Below are 14,098 nucleotides of genomic sequence, written 5' to 3' on the forward strand. Positions count from 1 at the left end.
ATAATCTTAAAAGTGTAAGAGATAGATTAAACCGGAATCATAAAAATATTACTTTTTTGAATTGGAAAGTGAGGCCAGAAATGACACAGCGAAGAATCCCTTATCTCATCTTAGCTCCAGGAATGATTCTCTTGATTTTATTCTTGGTGTTACCTCTGATTTCCACGATTTTTCCGACGTTCTTTAATGGAGGTTTCACCTTGTCAAATTATACTTCCTTCTTCTTGGATGAGTATAATTTTGGTATCTTTTGGCGGACGATTAAGGTTTCACTAATTGCCACGCTGATTTGTGTAGTGCTGGGAGTTCCAACAGCCTACTACATTTCCCAAAGTCCAAAAAAATGGCGCGGCTTATTGATGTCGATCACATTGTTCCCATTGTTAACAAATTCAGTTGTGCGGAGTTTTGCTTGGATTACGATATTGGGACAAGACGGAATACTAAACAATGCTTTAATGAATATTGGTTTACTTTCTAAACCACTTACTTTACTTTATACAGAATTCGCCGTCATCATTGGCTCTGTATATCTCTTCTTACCATTAATGGTCATTACGTTAGTGGGAATATTAGAGAACATAGATTCTGAAATAATGGAGGCGGCAGAAACTTTAGGCGCCAATCGCTTGATTGCTTTTGTGAAGGTGATATTGCCATTAAGTATACCGGGGATTATTGTTGGCAGTATTTTAGTTTTCACAGGAAGTATGACAGCCTATACAACCCCGCAATTATTAGGCGGAAACCGAAACATTATGTTAGCTACCTTCTTATATCAAAATGCAACGGCATTAGGGAACTGGCAAGGTGCAAGTGTCATTGCCTTGATTATGATTGTGGCCACTTTAATTGTGATGAAATTATTCAGCTGGATTGCAAGTCGCATGGATAAAAGAGGTGAGGCAAATGCGTAAAAATATCAGTTTAAAAATCTTTGCAGGCCTTGTTTTTGCATTTCTTTTGGTTCCATTGTTCATTATCATCGTGACATCATTTGGAACAAATTCAACCATTCAATTTCCTATTCAAGGTTTTACTCTTGACTGGTACAGTAAGGTATTTAACAATGAATCCTTTATGGACAGCTTTTTTCTAAGTTTACAAGTAGCATTTATTGCAACGCTCTTGGCGCTAGTTATTGGAGTTCCAGCTGCTTATTCTTTGGCACGTCACAGGGTGTTTGGACGAAATTGGATTAAGAGCTTTTTCCTTTCCCCAACGATTGTACCGGGTTTAGTAGTCGGATATTCTATGTATCAATTTATTGTAATTCAGTTTCAATTTCCTATCATTCAAGGATTGTTATTAGGTCATTTCTTGATTTCTGTACCATACGTCATTCGAGTGGTTGGTTCAACCATTGAGCAGTTAGATTTTTCAATTGAAGAGGTTTCGTGGACGTTAGGCTGTACAAAGTTACAAACGTTTATCAAAGTAGTATTACCGAACATTACTTCAGGAATTTTTGCTTCTTTCATGTTGGCATTCATTAATTCCTTCAATAATATACCTGTTTCGCAGTTTTTATCCGGCCCAGGTGTAACCATGCTGCCAACTAGCTTAATGAATTATATCGAATACAACTACGATCCATCTGTTTCTGCATTATCCGTTGTTTTAATGCTTGGTACGATTGTACTAATGTATGTGATTGAGAAGACACTAGGATTAGCAAGTATTTCATAGGAACATCTAAGAGGTTAACAGCGAAGGGGGTAACACAGCATTATGTCCTATGTTGAATTAAAAGATATTCGAGTGAGTTATGATAACAAAAACAATATCTTAAAAGATTTAAATTTATCGATTGAAAAGGGAGAATTGGTTTCCTTATTAGGGCCATCTGGCTGTGGGAAAACAACCACTTTACGGGTCATTGCTGGCTTGATCGAGCCGAATGATGGTGAGTTTCTTGTTGATAATCAAAACTTAACAAAGGTTCCCGTTCATAAACGCGAATTTGGGATGGTGTTTCAAAGCTATGCTTTGTTTCCTCACCTTACGATTAAGGAAAATGTCGCTTTCGGATTAAAATTACGCAAGGAAAAAAAGAATAGCATTGATAAAAAGGTAAAAAATATTCTTGAGATTACAGGTTTAGAAGCGCTCAGTGACCGCTATCCCAAACAGCTTTCAGGCGGACAAAGACAACGAGTGGCTTTAGCTCGCGCTTTAGTGATCGAGCCGAAATTATTATTATTAGATGAACCTTTAAGTAACCTGGATGCGAAATTGCGTTTATCGATGCGTATTGAAATTAAACGAATTCAAAGCCAATTAGGGATTACATCAGTATTTGTAACACATGATCAAGAGGAATGTTTCTCGATTTCAGACAAGGTGGCTGTTATGAATAAAGGTGTAATCGAACAGTTTGATACACCCGAAGAAATTTATAATAATCCAAAAACGGAATTCGTTGCTCGTTTTATCGGGTTTGAGAACTTCTTTGATTTAACACCGACAGAAGATTGGAAATATAAAGCTATTGATGGAACAGTTTTCACAAGTAATCGTGAATGGGAACCAGGAAAAGGAACTGGAACCATTCGTCCAGATGATATCGAAATAACAGCAAAGGCAGCCAATCTTACTGAAAATTCGGTGTCAGGGATTATAAAAGTTCGTACCTTCCTAGGTAAGTCTTATCAATATGAAGTTGAAACTTCCATTGGTACCTTAATCGCAAATAGAGCTGATGATGTGGTTTATCAAGTCGGTGACGCAGTATCATTAACTATTCCAGTTCACAAGCTAATCATCGTTTAAAGATATCTAAGAAAAGGGGATTACACAAATGAAGAAGAAATTAGGATTAGTAAGTTTAACTTTCGTAACAGCTAGTATCCTTGCTGCATGCGGTGGTGGCGGCGGAGATGACAAATCTGCAAATAAGGAACCTCAGACATTGGTCATTTCAACATTTGGCTTGGAAGAAGATAAAATGCAAGAAGATGTTTTCAAACCATTTGAAGAAAAATACAATGTCGACATTGTGTTAGAAACAGGTACAAGCTCTGAGCGTTTAACAAAATTGAAAAGCAATCCCAACTCAACGGTTGATGTAATTGAATTGTCCCAATCAAATGCGGCTGATGGTGTTTCAGCTGGCTTATTTGAAAAAATCGACAGCAAGAATGTTCCTAACATGGACAACTTAATCGATAGTGCAAAAGATTTAGCTGCGGATGGTTCTGGCCCAGCTTACACGTTGAACAGTATCGGGATTGTTTATAATAAAAAGTCAGCCGGTAAAGAGATTAAGGAATGGGATGATTTATGGGACTCTTCTTTAAAAGGGAAAATCTCGATTCCTGACATTACTACCACATTTGGTCCAGCTATGCTATATGTAGCAAGCGGCCATAAGAAGGCAGACATTACAAGTGATAATGGAAAAGCAGCATTTGAAGCAATCACAGACCTAGCTCCGAACGTTGTAAAAACGTATAGCAAATCTTCGGATTTAGCCAACATGTTCCAATCGGGAGAAATTGCAGCAGCTGTTGTCGGCGACTTTGCTGTTCCGATTATTACAGAATCTAATCCAGATGTGGCCTATGTTGTCCCTGAGTCTGGAACATATGCAAACTTTAATACAATTAACGTCAACAAAAACTCAAAAAATAAAGACTTAGCATATAAGTATATCGATTGGAGACTAAGTCAGGAAGTTCAAGAAAAAACGGCAGTGTCTCTAAATGAAGCACCAACCAATAAAAATGTAGTCCTTGACGAGGAAACAGCCAAAAATAAAACGTATGGTGATGTGGCAGAACGTACAAATAAAGTGGATTCATTATTCGTAAATAAAAACCTTGAGTCTTGGATTAATCAGTGGAATCGAATTTTGAACAAATAAGTTAGGGCATTGAAAAAGGGCTAAGATTATTCTTGGCCTTTTTCTTATAATTAGGCACTCTCTAAAAGTTTTTGTTGTTTTAAGTAGATAACTTTAAGGTTTATTGGAATAAGATGGTCGCTCTGGTTACCGTTGAAGCCGAAAAAACATGGTAGAGGGAATCAAGAGAACCTTTTGGTTACCCGTGAAGCTGGAAAAACATGCTAGAGGGAATCAAAAGATCCCTCTGGTTACCTTTAAACTTGAAATATCATGCAAGCGGGAATTAGTTTAGTTCCTAATCCATATTTTGAGCTGAAATTACCAAAACAACAAAGTTACGAAAACAGCCTTTAATTAATATATTGAGAAGGGGGAAACTCAAATGAAAGTCGATTTGGCGATTATAAATGCACAGGTTTTTAATACTTTTACCAAAAAGTTTGAAAAGAAAAATGTGCTTATTGTTAAAGATAAATTTTATTATCTAAGTGCGGATGAAATGAAAGATTATCAGGCTGTACAAGTGGTTAATGCGGAAAATCAGTATATGATACCTGGTTTAATGGATATTCACATGCATATAGAAAGTTCAATGACATCTCCATCTATTTTTTCAGAAGCGGTGTTGACCCATGGAGTCACAACAGTTGTCGCTGATGCCCACGAAATTGCGAATGTGTTTGGGATGGAGGGATTGGAAGCGTTCTTCTCCCAGCCATCTATGATGGATATTTTCTATGCCATCCCTTCCTCTGTTCCTTCGACAACCCCAGAACTAGAAACAACCGGCGGCTATATCGGTGTAGAGGAAGTAAGGCAGCTTTTGAAGCATCCAAAAGTGATTGCGCTAGGAGAGGCGATGAACTTTAACGGCATTGTCAATGAACCAGACTCTTTGATTAGACAGATATTACGCGCTGTTCAATCGGAAAGGCCATTTATGCCTCTAGAAGGTCATGTTCCGCGTGTTTCAGGATTGGAATTATCCAAGTTTTTATATGCAGGCATAACAGCTGACCATACACATCAATCGCCGGAGTCAATTTATGAGAAAATCACCAATGGTATGTTTTTAGAATTTCAAAAGAAATCCATTACTCCTGAGAACATACGCGTTGTCGTTGAGAATCACTTTTATGATTATATGGCTTTTATTACCGATGATGTGATGGCCGACGACTTGTTAGAGGGACATTTGGATGCAAACGTACGCCTAGCGATTTTCTGTGGGATGCCACCAGAACAGGCCATCTATTGTACTACTTTTACGCCTGCAAGAAGAATGGGATTTCAGGACCGGGGTGCGATTGTCCCTGGATTTAAAGCGGATTTTTTATTGTTGAATGATGTGGCAAGCTTTGAAATTGGGTCTGTATATAAAGATGGGAAATTAGTACATAAACGGGGGATTGACATCCAATATCCAGCTGTCAAGCCTGAATTTCCAAAACATTTTTATAGATCTTTACATTGCAGGGCATTAACATCAGGGGATTTACGATTCAGAGTGAAGGCAGCTGAAAAGGCTGTCGTTAATGTGATTCAAATTTCAGAAGTGGGTACATTTACAGAGCATGTCCAACGTGAGGTTAAGGTTATAGATGGATTTTTAGATTGGGAAAATAGTGGTTTGGCTTTAATTGTTGTTATGGAGCGATATGGGAAAACAGGCAGCATTGCTTACGGATTTGTTGATAAAGCTTTATCTGAAAAAGGAGCTGTCGCCACAACTTGGGCGCATGATCATCATAATTTGATGGTAATGGGAACGAGCTCGAAGGATATCATAGCTGCGCAAAAACAATTATTGGACATGCAAGGCGGTTATGTCGTGGTACAAGACGGGAAGTTGCAAGGTGTATGCCCATTGCCAGTTGGCGGTATTATCAGTGATGCACCGATACAAGAACTAGGTGCGCAATTGAAAGAAGTGCGAAAAGCAATGAATAGGTTAGGGTACCGCAACAGCAATGAAATTATGTCGTTCTCGACTTTATCCTTGCCGGTTTCACCTATTATCAAGATTACAGACAAAGGAATGATGAATGTGCGTTCTCAAATGATGATTCCGCTCGTTGAAGGTGAACAAATTTGAAAATTTTGATTAAAAATGCTTGGATTTTAACCATGAATAAGCAAATGGAGCAGTTCCCAAACGGATATTTACTAACAGATGAGGAGGAAATTTTAGAAGCTGGTGCGATGGACTCATTGCCAAATGACGTCATTTATGACCAATGCATCGATGCCAAAGGAGCTATTTTACTGCCTGGTATGGTGAACACACATACACATATTGGCATGATTCCGTTTCGTTCATTAGGAGATGACTATCCCGACCGTTTACGCCGCTTCTTATTTCCGTTAGAAAATGAATGTATGAATGAAAGGCTGGCGTATACGAGCGCGAAATATGCCATTGCTGAAATGCAGCTTGCGGGTGTGACGACATTCTTCGATATGTATTATTTCGAACAACAATTAGCAGAAGCGGCAGAAGAAATGCAGAGCCGCGGTATATTAGCTGAAACCGTTATCGATTCAGTCACAGTTGATGTACCCGAGCCAATGGGAGGCTTACAGTATGCTCACCGTTTTATCCCAAAATGGCAAGGGAATAGAAGAATTCAAGCATCCGTTGCACCGCATGCCCCATACTCAAATACAATTGAAGTTCTTCAACAAGCAGATGCTCTGTCACAAAGGTACAATGTGCCATGGATGACGCATGTCAGTGAAATGGACTTCGAAATGGATAAATTTCGAGAGGAACACAATCAAACTCCGATTGAATTTTTAGCGGAGATTGGTGTATTGAGTCCAAGACTTGTCGCAGCACACTGTATTCATTTATCCGACCACGATATTGAGTTATTGAAGAAGTATGATGTAAAAGTAGCCCATTGTATCGGGGCGAATACAAAGTCTGCTAAAGGTGTAGCCCGTGTTCGGGATTTATTATCTGCTGGTATAGCGGTTGGGCTGGGCACAGATGGACCAAGCAGCGGCAATACCTTGGATATATTTAGTCAAATGCGATTGTTTGCCAATTTTCATAAAACCTATTTACAGGACCGCAGTGCCTTTCCAGCTGCAGAAATTGTAAAGTTAGCCACTATCGGAGGAGCAAAGGTTTTAGGTATGGAGAAGCAAATTGGCTCTATTGAGGCAGGGAAACAAGCTGATTTCATTCTGCTTGAAACGGATTCAATCAATATGTTTCCTATTTTTGATCCTTATTCTGCTATCGTGTACTCAGCAAATGCTGGTAATGTTAGGGACGTATTTATCGCTGGAAAGCTAGTGGTTGCAGGGAAAAAGTTAGTGGGTTTTGATGAAGTGCAACTACGTTCAGAGCTTGCTGAAGCCATGGAGCAATGCCAATTTAAAACAAAGGCGTTAAAAGCAATGATGGAATAACATTTTTTTACATAAAGGCTGCATCCTGATTACAAGGGGTGGCCTTTTTAATTGTAAGGAATAGGTATACAGAATTATTTATTTTTTAACACTATTTAGTTTAATAGGAAGATTAAATATGGTAGAATACTCATTATTCACAGTAAATCTATAGGAATTAATATTATTGGGAGAGAATCCCAATGATTATATCTTCTTCGAAGGGGTGGCAACAAATGGGGTCTCATGTGTTGGATTTAAGAATGTTGCAGAACAATTTTAGTACACCAGAAATGCGTTCGATATGGAATGATGAAAATCGATTGCAAAAAATTCTTGATGTTGAAGCAGCATTAGCATTAGCTGAAAGTGAACTTGGAGTTATTCCAGAAAAGGCTGGAAAAGTGATTAAAAGTGCTGCTAAAATAGAAAACTTTGATATTGAGGCAATTGCGACTGAGGCTGCAAAGTTAAAACATTCCTTAATGGCAACAGTAAACCATTTACAATCCCTTTCAGGGGAATATGGTGAATATGTCCATTATGGAGTAACCACACAGGATATTACCGATACCGGCACCATTCTGCAGCTAAAAGAAGCAAATGAAATTATCAGACGAGATACGAAGAAAGTTGCTGAGCTTTTAATTGGGCTTGCTTCAAAATATAAGGATACTCCAATGCCAGGGAGAACGCATGGAATGCAAGGATTGCCAACAACATTTGGCTTTAAACTGGCTGTTGTATTAAGTGAGTTTGAACGCCATTTGGAAAGATTAAAGGCTGCTGAAAACCGTGTATTAACGGGAGTCCTAGCAGGCGGCGTTGGAACGTATGCGGCATTAGGGAGTGTTGGTCCAAAAGTTGAAGCAAGAGCTTTGGAAATTCTAGAACTGAATGCTCCAACGATCAGCTGGCATTCTTCACGGGACCGCATTTCAGAATATGGTTCTGTGCTTGGATTAATCAGCGGCTCGCTCGGTAAATTGGGGAATGAATTCTATAATTTAATGCGCACAGAGATCGATGAAGTGGAAGAACCATTTGCACCAGGGAATGTTGGTTCGACAACGATGCCGCATAAACGAAACCCTGCTATCTTTGAGGGGATTGCAAGTTTAACCAAACCAATCCTGCATAGTGTCGCTTTGTTGCATGAATCATTAGTGATGGAACATGAAAGAGATGCGATGAGTTGGCGAAGTGAATGGGTTGCTTTACCTGAAATTTGTTTGTATTTATCTTCACAGCTAAAAAGCATGATTACTGTTTTACAGGGACTTGTGGTGAAGCCTGAAAATATGATGAGAAACCTAGAACTTCAGGGCGGACTCATTCTTTCAGAACGCGTGATGTTCGCACTATCTGAAAAGGTAGGAAAGCAAACAGCCCATCACCTCGTTTATGAAATCGCGATGGAGTCAGCTGAACAAAAAGTTTCATTTAAAACACTGCTTATTCAAAATGAAAAGGTAAGTGCTGTTTTATCTGAGGAACAAATTAATCAACTTTTGGACCCAAGCCAGTACACGGGGCTTGCCAGCCAAAAGGTAGATGAGGTCATTGCATCCATCAAAGGCGGAGGGAATTTAAGTGAGTAATTTGACCTTTCATCAAGCGAAGGATGAGGATATCCCAGCACTGTTGGATTTATCCTTACGAGGCTATGCTTCTATCCGTGACCTAGGAATCCATTTTGCTGCCGCAACTGCTGATGAAGAATTAGTGAAAAAAAATATCAATGAAAACATTTGTTTTTATATGAAGGATGGGGACGAGATGGTTGCCACGGCTTCGATTCGAATGCCATGGAGCAGTCATCATGGTCCATATGAAATTCCGCATATTTGGTGGGTAGCGGTGGCTCCCGAGTATAAACGAAAAGGGTATGCAACAAAAATCTTAGATTTTATTGAGTATGATTTTTTGCGGGACCAGCTTCATTGTCCGTCCGTATCGCTTGGAACAGCTAAGGAACATCCTTGGCTTGCTGAAATGTATCTAAAAAGAGGATACAAAGAGGTTGGCGAGGCTGATTTAGGAAAGGGTCATCAAACCATTTATTTAGAAAAATTACTTTTAGCAAAATCATATAAAAAAAGGCAGGGAACATCATGAAGAAAAAATTTGCATTAATCATTAGTATGGCACTTTTATTATTTTTAGCAGCTTGTGGCGGCGGAGCAAATGAATCATCAGAAAAAGGCGGAGAAAAAGAAGAGAAAAAGGTCATTCGTGCAGGTTCAACGGCACAAAGCTATCCAAATGGATATGAAGAAGATGGTAAATTAGTTGGTTTTGACGTGGAAGTATTAGAAACCGTTGCAGCAAATTTGGGCTATGAAGTGGAATGGGTTAAATCCGACTTTGCAGGCTTAATGGGTCAATTAGAAACGGGCAAAATTGATACGGTTGCAAACTTTGTTGCCGTAACACCAGAAAGAAAAGATAAATACAATTTCTCAGAAACATATGCCTATGCAGGTGCTACGATTGTTACACATAAAGACAATGCTTATGACAGTTTAGAAGATTTAAAAGGCAAAACGGTTTCAGGTGTACTTGGTTCTAACAATGTTAAGAACTTACAAAATTTTGATCCTGAAATTATCCCTAAAACATATGAAACACGTGATGGAGCAATGAATGATGCAATCAACAAACGTGTTGACGGATATGTTAACTCTAAATCTTCGTTAATTGCAGAAATTGAAAAAGGTGATCTGCCATTGAAATTTGTTGGTGATCCATTTGTATATGAAGATATTGCTCTTCCATTCGTGAAAACGGAGCAAGGCGAAAAATTAAGTGAAGAATTTAATGCTGAAATTAAAAAATTACGTGAAGATGGAACTTTAACAGAATTATCTAAGAAATATTTTGCTAACGAAGACATCACCGTAAAGAAATAATTCTGGAGGTAAAAAATGGAATTGAATCTTGACCTCGGGTATTTAGTCGAAATTACTCCAGAGCTTTTGACATTCATACCTCTGACCTTATTTCTTGCAGTAATATCAATGATCTTTTCCATAATTGGCGGGTTAATTTTAGCCTTAATTGTTAGATCGAATATTCCTGTATTAAAACAGTTAGCGACGATATATATATCATTTTTCCGGGCCATCCCAACATTGGTACAGTTATTTTTAATCTATTACGGTTTACCACAGATTTTTCCAGCCTTCACGGCGATGACTGCCATTACGGCGGCAATTTTGGGGCTTAGTTTAAAACAGTCTGCATTTTTGGCAGAAATCTTCCGTGCAGCACTGAATTCAGTCGATAAAGGACAAGTCGAGGCATGTCTATCTGTTGGGATGACCAGGGCGCAAGCCTTTCGCAGAATTGTTATTCCGCAAGCAACACGCAATGCGATTCCTGCTACAAGCAATGTTTTTATCGGTTTAATTAAAGAAACTTCCTTAGCATTCACATTAGGAGTCGTTGAATTATTTGCACAAGGAAAAATTTTAGCAGCTTCGTCCCTTAAATTCTTTGAAACGTATTTAGCATTGGCCTTACTCTATTGGATCTTGATTATCGTATTTACGTTGATCCAACAGGCGGTTGAAAAGCGAATGGAAAAACCGTATATATCGTAAAGGAGTTTTACCATGATCACTGTTACAAATCTGAAAAAGAGGTTCGGAGACAATGTTGTTTTAGATGGCGTTGATTTACATGTTAATCGAGGCGATGTATTGGCGATTATCGGACCATCTGGATCGGGGAAATCGACGTTGCTGCGCTGCCTAAATCTATTAGAAAAGCCGGACGAAGGCATCATTGAAATTGGCGGTACAAAAGTGGACGTAACGAAAATGAGCAGGAAGGAAATCCATCAGCTTAGACAGGAAACAGCAATGGTTTTCCAAAACTATAATCTTTTTAAAAATAGAACTGCTTTGCAAAATGTTACGGAGTCATTGATTGTTGCAAAGAAAATGGATAAACAGGAAGCAGAGAAAATCGGAAAAGAACTTTTAATTAAGGTTGGACTTGAGAATAAGTTTCATCAATATCCTGCTACCTTATCAGGCGGACAACAGCAGCGTGTCGGAATTGCACGCGCGCTTGCTGTGAACCCGCATGCGATCTTATTTGACGAACCAACATCTGCACTTGACCCAGAGTGGGTCTCAGAGGTGCTTCAAGTCATAAAAAATATTGCCGAGCAAAATACAACCATGATTATCGTTACACACGAGATGAAATTTGCTGAAGAAGTGGCCAATCGAGTGATTTTTATGGCAGATGGGAATATTGTCGAAGAAAACGAACCAAAAGAAATTTTCCATAACCCGAAAAATCAAAGGACAAAACAGTTCTTAAAAACATTGGAAAGAGTTGAATAATAATCATGAATATGTCTCATGAACTATTAAGTGATTTAATTGAAAAACGAAGATATTTACATGAGAATCCAGAATTGGCTTTTGAAGAATTCAATACGACCGAGCATATTAAAAAATGGTTAGAAGAGAACCATATTTCCATCCTGCCCTTGGATTTAGAAACAGGTATTGTCGCTGAAGTTAAAGGCGCATTTGCAGGGCCAACGATTGCGATACGCGCAGATATTGATGCTTTGCCAATAAAAGAACAAACAGACGTTCCTTTTAAATCTAAAATGGAGGGAAAAATGCACGCATGCGGTCACGATTTCCATACAACTTCCATCTTAGGGGCAGCGATTCTTTTAAACAGCCAGAAAGAAAGGTTACACGGAACCGTTCGATTTATTTTTCAAGCAGCAGAAGAAGTTGCCCAAGGTGCAAAGAAATTTGTTGAAAAGGGTGCATTAGAAGGCGTCTCTGCTATATTCGGTATGCATAATAAACCAGATTTGCCCGTTGGAACCATCGGGGTGAAATCTGGGGGGCTGATGGCTAGTGTTGATAAGTTTGAAATCAAATTTATTGGTGTCGGCGGTCATGCAGGAATACCACATAATTCGATTGATCCCATCATCATTGCCAGCCAATATGTAACCGCGGTGCAATCGATTGTTTCTAGAAGATTGGATTTGTTTGATAATGCTGTCGTTAGTATTACGAGTATTCATGGCGGGAATACATGGAATGTAATTCCGGATGTCGTAACGCTTGAAGGAACAGTCCGTACGTTTCAGCCGAAGGCGCGTGAAGCGATACCGGGCTTAATGAAGAAATTGGCTGAATCGATAGCAGAAGGAAATGGTGGTTCAGTCGAGTTTATTTGGGAAGATTACTTACCAGTTGTAAATAATGATCCGCAATTTGATGAACTTATTCGTGCCACTGTTTTTGAAAGCGGCTATGAAGTTGCGGAGGCAGTTCCGAGTGCGGGCGGAGAAGACTTTGCATTTTACCAGACCTATATTCCAGGCTTTTTTGTTTGGATGGGGGTGGATGGACCGGAGGAATGGCACCATCCTCAGTATGATTTGAATGAAAATGCGATTAAAGTCGCGTCCGAGTTTTTCGCTCATTTAGCAGTGAATGCATTAAAAAAATGAGTGACTTTACTAGAGCAATTGCAGGGCTCTTACAAAACGCACCGAATTATGACCAGCTGGGATTAAAGACAAAAAGAAACTTGAAAAAGGGCGTTTTTGACTATTTTATCTCTTGTTATGCGAGTGTGAAATACGATCCAAACTTCCACGATGTAGTAAATACAGCGATTTATACAGATTGTGCTGAGGCAGCTGTGATTGGTACGGAAAGGAAGGTCCATCCTTTCGATGCGTGCCTGATTAATGGCTATTCAGCACATGCCTTAGATCTCGATGATGTTCATTCCGAAATACGAGGGCATCCCTCTGCTGTTATCTTAAGCTTATTATTCTCGTTAAGAGAAGAAAAGAAAGACATAAAGTCTTTCTATGTGGCTTATTTAATAGGGATTGAAATCATGACTCGTTTTGCTAAGCTATTGGGTACAGAACATTATGAAAAGGGTTTTCATACAACTGCAACAGCTGGAGTTTATGGGGCCGTAGCAGCTGGAGTACACTATTTAGGGTTCTCTATCGATCAAATGACACAAGCCCTTAATCTATGTGTATCTAAAATTAGCGGCTCTAGAAGTCATTTTGGAACATTGATTAAACCTTTACATGCTGGTTTGGCTGCCCAGAGTGCATGGCAAATTCTCCATTTTGTTAAAAATCATGTCACGGGAAGTGAAAATACCATTCTTTCAAAGAATGGATTGTTGTCTATGTACAACGAGAATGAGAAGGATCCATGGCAGGTTTTTGAAACATGGGGAGAGCCATGGGCGATTGACACCCCTGGATTATGGTTTAAATTATATCCGTGCTGCTCTGCTAATGCGCATCCGATAGATGCCGTGCAAGATATTAAAAAGAGATATCGTTTTACAGCAGGTGAAGTTGCCGCCCTGAATTTATATTTTCCGCCTAAGGGAGACGCAGCCTTGGTATATACAAACCCGGAAAATGGAGAACAAGGGCGCTTTAGTGCTGAATATTGTACGGCACTGTTATTGCTGGAGCAGGATTTATCCATCGAAAACTTTACAGTGAACAGCATTTCTGTTGAAGTCCAGGATATGATGGGCAAAATAAAACGGAAATACGATGAAAACATTCCAAAAAGTGAAAACAGTTATCCAAAGGGCAGGTATTGTATAGCTGAAATTTTCCTGAAGAATGGGCAAAAGTGTATTTCTAGAGTAGACACTCCAATCGGGTCACCGGGAAAGCCGCTGGAGATGGAGGATCTAGTAAATAAAGCAAAAAATTTATTGGGTAACCAGGCTGATTACCTCATCAACCTCTTTTCAGCAGAGGGGGAATCATGGGGAAAGTGATTATATATATGACTTTCTCCTTTTCCCCTC

General features: G+C 39.2%; 13 protein-coding genes. All 13 read left to right on the forward strand.

The genetic code is table 11. From position 1 onward, the window contains the following. Nucleotides 1-80: 80 nt before the first annotated feature. The 13 genes from AC2TFD_RS02005 (at nucleotide 81) to AC2TFD_RS02065 (ending at nucleotide 14,068) form a co-directional block, all read left to right on the forward strand. Complete coding sequence (locus tag AC2TFD_RS02005; RefSeq protein WP_484674851.1) at nucleotides 81-917, forward strand: ABC transporter permease; 837 nt, start codon at nucleotides 81-83, stop codon at nucleotides 915-917. Further along, entirely contained in the window at nucleotides 910-1,689 is a 780-nt protein-coding gene (locus AC2TFD_RS02010) for an ABC transporter permease (RefSeq protein WP_335510008.1), read from the forward strand. The genes AC2TFD_RS02005 and AC2TFD_RS02010 overlap by 8 nt, the downstream gene beginning before the upstream one ends. 42 nt (nucleotides 1,690-1,731) lie before the next feature. Next, complete coding sequence (locus tag AC2TFD_RS02015) at nucleotides 1,732-2,772, forward strand: ABC transporter ATP-binding protein (RefSeq protein WP_484674852.1); 1,041 nt, start codon at nucleotides 1,732-1,734, stop codon at nucleotides 2,770-2,772. Nucleotides 2,773-2,800: 28 nt separating this feature from the next. Continuing rightward, nucleotides 2,801-3,865 (forward strand): ABC transporter substrate-binding protein, encoded by a 1,065-nt coding sequence (locus AC2TFD_RS02020; protein WP_484674853.1) that lies wholly within the window; start codon nucleotides 2,801-2,803, stop codon nucleotides 3,863-3,865. A gap of 364 nt (nucleotides 3,866-4,229) precedes the next feature. Further along, entirely contained in the window at nucleotides 4,230-5,942 is a 1,713-nt protein-coding gene (locus AC2TFD_RS02025; protein WP_335510673.1) for an adenine deaminase C-terminal domain-containing protein, read from the forward strand. Further along, the gene (locus tag AC2TFD_RS02030) at nucleotides 5,939-7,267 is read left to right on the forward strand and encodes an amidohydrolase (RefSeq protein WP_335510671.1); all 1,329 of its coding nucleotides are present in this window, start codon (nucleotides 5,939-5,941) and stop codon (nucleotides 7,265-7,267) included. Before AC2TFD_RS02025 ends, AC2TFD_RS02030 begins: the two co-directional genes overlap by 4 nt. Before the next feature lie 215 nt (nucleotides 7,268-7,482). Next, nucleotides 7,483-8,847 (forward strand): adenylosuccinate lyase, encoded by a 1,365-nt coding sequence (gene purB, locus AC2TFD_RS02035; RefSeq protein WP_335569690.1) that lies wholly within the window; start codon nucleotides 7,483-7,485, stop codon nucleotides 8,845-8,847. Next, complete coding sequence (locus tag AC2TFD_RS02040; RefSeq protein WP_420489216.1) at nucleotides 8,840-9,364, forward strand: GNAT family N-acetyltransferase; 525 nt, start codon at nucleotides 8,840-8,842, stop codon at nucleotides 9,362-9,364. The genes purB and AC2TFD_RS02040 overlap by 8 nt, the downstream gene beginning before the upstream one ends. Continuing rightward, complete coding sequence (locus tag AC2TFD_RS02045) at nucleotides 9,361-10,158, forward strand: transporter substrate-binding domain-containing protein (protein ID WP_420489217.1); 798 nt, start codon at nucleotides 9,361-9,363, stop codon at nucleotides 10,156-10,158. The genes AC2TFD_RS02040 and AC2TFD_RS02045 overlap by 4 nt, the downstream gene beginning before the upstream one ends. A gap of 15 nt (nucleotides 10,159-10,173) precedes the next feature. After that, nucleotides 10,174-10,851: an amino acid ABC transporter permease gene (locus tag AC2TFD_RS02050; protein WP_420489019.1), complete on the forward strand. Its 678-nt coding sequence runs from the start codon at nucleotides 10,174-10,176 to the stop codon at nucleotides 10,849-10,851. 12 nt (nucleotides 10,852-10,863) lie between these two features. Next, entirely contained in the window at nucleotides 10,864-11,604 is a 741-nt protein-coding gene (locus AC2TFD_RS02055) for an amino acid ABC transporter ATP-binding protein (RefSeq protein ID WP_335510664.1), read from the forward strand. A gap of 5 nt (nucleotides 11,605-11,609) precedes the next feature. After that, nucleotides 11,610-12,746 (forward strand): amidohydrolase, encoded by a 1,137-nt coding sequence (locus AC2TFD_RS02060; RefSeq protein WP_420489018.1) that lies wholly within the window; start codon nucleotides 11,610-11,612, stop codon nucleotides 12,744-12,746. Next, nucleotides 12,743-14,068, forward strand: a complete 1,326-nt coding sequence (locus AC2TFD_RS02065; RefSeq protein ID WP_335569691.1) for an MmgE/PrpD family protein — start codon at nucleotides 12,743-12,745, stop codon at nucleotides 14,066-14,068. The genes AC2TFD_RS02060 and AC2TFD_RS02065 overlap by 4 nt, the downstream gene beginning before the upstream one ends. Nucleotides 14,069-14,098 lie beyond the last annotated feature (30 nt).

The sequence above is a fragment of the Neobacillus sp. plas4 genome, from assembly GCF_057221695.1.

Excerpts from the sequence above, each read along its gene's own strand:
- AC2TFD_RS02005 (WP_484674851.1), top strand. The coding sequence starts at position 81 with ATGACACAGCGAAGAATCCCTTATCTCATCTTAGCTCCAGGAATGATT.
- AC2TFD_RS02010 (WP_335510008.1), top strand. The coding sequence starts at position 910 with ATGCGTAAAAATATCAGTTTAAAAATCTTTGCAGGCCTTGTTTTTGCA.
- AC2TFD_RS02015 (WP_484674852.1), top strand. The coding sequence starts at position 1,732 with ATGTCCTATGTTGAATTAAAAGATATTCGAGTGAGTTATGATAACAAA.
- AC2TFD_RS02020 (WP_484674853.1), top strand. The coding sequence starts at position 2,801 with ATGAAGAAGAAATTAGGATTAGTAAGTTTAACTTTCGTAACAGCTAGT.
- AC2TFD_RS02025 (WP_335510673.1), top strand. The coding sequence starts at position 4,230 with ATGAAAGTCGATTTGGCGATTATAAATGCACAGGTTTTTAATACTTTT.
- purB (WP_335569690.1), top strand. The coding sequence starts at position 7,483 with ATGGGGTCTCATGTGTTGGATTTAAGAATGTTGCAGAACAATTTTAGT.
- AC2TFD_RS02045 (WP_420489217.1), top strand. The coding sequence starts at position 9,361 with ATGAAGAAAAAATTTGCATTAATCATTAGTATGGCACTTTTATTATTT.
- AC2TFD_RS02050 (WP_420489019.1), top strand. The coding sequence starts at position 10,174 with ATGGAATTGAATCTTGACCTCGGGTATTTAGTCGAAATTACTCCAGAG.
- AC2TFD_RS02055 (WP_335510664.1), top strand. The coding sequence starts at position 10,864 with ATGATCACTGTTACAAATCTGAAAAAGAGGTTCGGAGACAATGTTGTT.
- AC2TFD_RS02060 (WP_420489018.1), top strand. The coding sequence starts at position 11,610 with ATGAATATGTCTCATGAACTATTAAGTGATTTAATTGAAAAACGAAGA.
- AC2TFD_RS02065 (WP_335569691.1), top strand. The coding sequence starts at position 12,743 with ATGAGTGACTTTACTAGAGCAATTGCAGGGCTCTTACAAAACGCACCG.